General features: G+C 57.5%; 2 protein-coding genes and 1 pseudogene. All 3 read left to right on the forward strand.

The window, feature by feature from the left end; all coding sequences use genetic code 11:
* Window positions 1-1,872, forward strand: a 1,872-nt coding sequence (locus AC1DYX_RS29330) for an RHS repeat domain-containing protein (protein WP_477265471.1), incomplete at its 5' end; no start/stop codon positions are given.
* Window positions 1,869-2,516 (forward strand): hypothetical protein, encoded by a 648-nt coding sequence (locus AC1DYX_RS29335; protein ID WP_477265473.1) that lies wholly within the window; start codon window positions 1,869-1,871, stop codon window positions 2,514-2,516. The genes AC1DYX_RS29330 and AC1DYX_RS29335, both read left to right, overlap by 4 nt.
* Window positions 2,517-2,609: 93 nt before the next feature.
* Window positions 2,610-3,514, forward strand: a pseudogene (locus AC1DYX_RS29340) (IS5 family transposase); the annotation flags it as partial.

Raw genomic sequence — 3,514 nt, forward strand, 5'->3', positions numbered from 1 at the left:
GTGCGCAGCGTGGCGGGCAGCTACACCGCCAGCTACGGCTACGACGACAACGGTAACGTCATCAGCGCCACCAACGGCAAATACCGTAGCGTCAGCTACACCAGCTTCGACCAGCCRGACAGCGGCCAGGGTCTGCAAGGCCCGTCCGGTAGTCCCAAATACACCTGGCAATACGACGAGAACCACGCACGGGTGAGCGAAACCCGGGTGAACGCCAGCGGCACGCGCACCACCTGGTACGTGGGCGGGGACTTCGAGTCGGAAACGGCCCCTGGCGGCGCGATCAGCAACCGCCACATGCTGAGCGCGGGTGGCCAGGTTATCGGTGTGTTGATCAGCACCGGTGCGCTGCCGGCGCCATCGGTGGACATCACCCAAAGCCCGCCGGCCAGCGTCAGCCTTGTGAAGGTGGAGTACTGGCACAAGGACCACCTGGGCAGCCTGATCAGCACCACCGATCACACGGGTGCGGTGACCGCGCGCTACGCCTACGATCCGTTCGGCAAGCGCCGCTACACCAACGGCAGCTACGACGCCAACGGCAACGTGGTGGTGGACTGGAGCCCGACCTTGAACGCTGGCACCGGCAATGGCTTTATCAGTGCCGAGCAGCTCGACGACGTGGGCGTGGTGCACATGAATGGGCGGTTGTTCGATCCCATGCTGGGCGTGTTCATGCAGCCTAATCCTGGCGTGAACGACGCGGGCAACCTGCAGAGCTATAACCGTTATAGCTATTGCGAGAACAATCCGCTGACCTGCACCGATCCCACTGGTCTGCCAGGTGCGCGGCCGCTGGCCAGTAGCAGCGCCATCGCCTTGGCCATGCGTCAGGGCGGCATGGTGCAGGTGAACGTCCAGATCTACACGGCCTCGGTCGGCCTGGCGTTCGCCGGCGCGGCCAGGCCCTTGGGTATCCTGATGTGCGGCAGCGTGTCTTGCGCGAATAAGGTGTTGACGAACCAGATACAATATTCTGCTGCGGATATCGCCGCGATGAACGCGATGTACGCCGCCCAGTACCAGGCCCAGGCATCGCAGCAGTCGGCGGCCGCGCAGCAGGCGCAGGACTGGTACCGGAACTATTACGAGGGACTGGATACAAGTGCAAAAATGCAGGGATTTCAGTTCGCCCAGCGGCAAGTAGCGATAAACAATGAAATGAATCAGGACAGCACCTCCGGTAAAGACGGTGCTGGTGGGACTACTATGTCCTTTGGGGTGGTCAATAAGTCGGCGGAAAGTGGTAGTAAAAAGGAGGATGGATTATTCGATAAGGCACTGGGTTGGTTGTCAAATAAAAAGGCCGAGTTCAACATCGATACTGCGGAGGAGTTAGGGTTTACTGTGCAGAAGGTAGACGTCGATGCGGCGGGCGGTGGCAAGCAAACCATGTATGTCACTGTCGATGCATCCGGTCACAGGATAATTTTGGTTCAACCGGCGGACTCAGGCGCGTACCGGTCCGCGTTGTTCGCTGAACCCGTCTCCGGAGCAACTCTGATTGTCGGGCACAGTAACGGCATGACTCTTAATGGCATGACTGCCGATACAGCTGCAGCTTTGATTTCTAACTCTGGGGCGTGGTCAAAGGGTATGCCGGTGGTTCTAGACGCGTGCAATTCCGGTCGCGACATTAACGGTGTTGGTAGCAAAATTGCTGCTCAGCTCGGCACACTTCTGACAGCTCCTACCAATTATTCATGGAATAACACCATCGGTCTAGTTGGAGGGGGTAGGATTGGTTCGGGCTCTTATCCCCCACTTTTGGGCCTGCCAATACCCAACATTTTTAGTCCAGCGCCTTGGAGGACATTTGGGGCTGATGGAGTCCCGATCTCGCTAAGCGCAGGCCTTTTGGGACGACAATGATGAAAAAAATAATTCTTCTGCTGTTTGGCTTGATTGTAATAGTGGGCGCTGGCGCAGGATATTTTTTTGGATTCGAACGGTGTAAAGATCAGCTTCCATACGAATATAGTCCTTATTGCTTGAGATGTAACGAGGAGAGTGCTGAGAAGGGCGATGCGGGGGCTGCTTATAATTTGGCTTTGTTTTTCGAAGGCCGTGATTCTGTGAGGTCCGCCAACTGGATTAGAATTGCGGCCGATGGCAGTGACCGCCGAGCCGTCTCAAGGGCCTTAACTGAGTGCGGCGATGGGAAACTATTTTCTTACGATGCATTGAAGAACATTGTGCAGAAAGCGATTCAAAAGGATGCGAGCGGCTTTACTGGTGACGCACTGGAATTCTACCTAGGTTCTAGTTGTGGTCCATTGGACTTGGTACAGGTCAGAAAATTCGATATGAATAAAATCGACGATGATTTAAAGTTGTGCCGCGTTGCGCTGAAGTATGGGGAGATAGTCGCGCGCGGGGGAGTCGAGCCCGAGGATAAAAAGAATGCAAATCAGCTGCTACGGCAATGTGTTCTTAAGGCGAATCCGAAGGGCGAACTTTATCGCGAAGCTTCTCGGGTTCTTGGGGTACTTGAAACTATGAGAAGAGAAAATTAATTAGCAAGGAGTGGTAACAGCGCGCCATTGGCAGGGCTTTGTTGCACAAATGGCCCTGCAGCAGCCAGGGCGGAGCACAGGTAAACTGACGGCATGACCGCCCCTGCAAAACCGAAGTACCGAACGACGAACTGGAAAGACTACAACGCCGCATTGAAAGCCCGTGGCTCGCTGCTGATCTGGCTGGACAAGGACATGTGTTGGCACGGCAGGGCCAGCGGCAAGCGGGGGCGCACTCCGAAGTACAGCGAGGCGGCGGTCCAGTTCTGCCTGACCGTCAAGGGCCTGTTCAATCTGCCCTTGCGTCAGGCGATGGGCATGACGCAGAGCCTGCTCGAGTTGGCCAGGCTGGACTGGCGGGTTCCCGACTTCAGCACGGTCAGCCGGCGCCAGAAGCATCTTTCGGTAACGATCGGGGCGCAGCCGACGACAACGGGATTGCACCTGCTGGTCGACAGCACGGGCATCAAGATGCTGGGCGAAGGAGAGTGGAAGACGAAGAAGCATGGCGCCGATTACCGTCGCCAATGGCGCAAGGTCACCTTGGCATTGACGCGGCTACCCTGGAAATCCGGGCCATCGAGGTGACCGACAACGCCACCGGCGACGCGCCGATACTGCCGTGCCTGCTCGACCAGATTCCCTCCGACGAGATGATCGCGAGCGTCAGTGGCGACGGCGCCTACGACACGAAAGGCTGTCACGAAGCGATTGCGCAACGCTGTGCACAGGCGATCATCCCGACTCGCAGGAACGCCAAGCCATGGAAGGATCAGCGTCCCGGTGCAAAAGCCCGCAATGCCATTCTGGCGACCACGTGCCGGCTTGGCAGGAAAATCTGGAAGAAATGGACTGCGTATCATCGGCGCAGCCTCGTCGAGACCAAAATGCGTTGCTTCAAGCTGCTTGGTGAACGCGTCATGGCGCGTGACTTCGACCGTCAGGTCGCCGAGTTGCAGGTCCGTGCCGCCATTCTCAATCGCTTCACGCGGTTGGGC

It is taken from the genome of Massilia sp. P2_C2, from assembly GCF_056404615.1.

Coding starts and splice junctions, on each gene's coding strand:
- AC1DYX_RS29335 (WP_477265473.1), top strand. CDS start 1,869: ATGATGAAAAAAATAATTCTTCTGCTGTTTGGCTTGATTGTAATAGTG.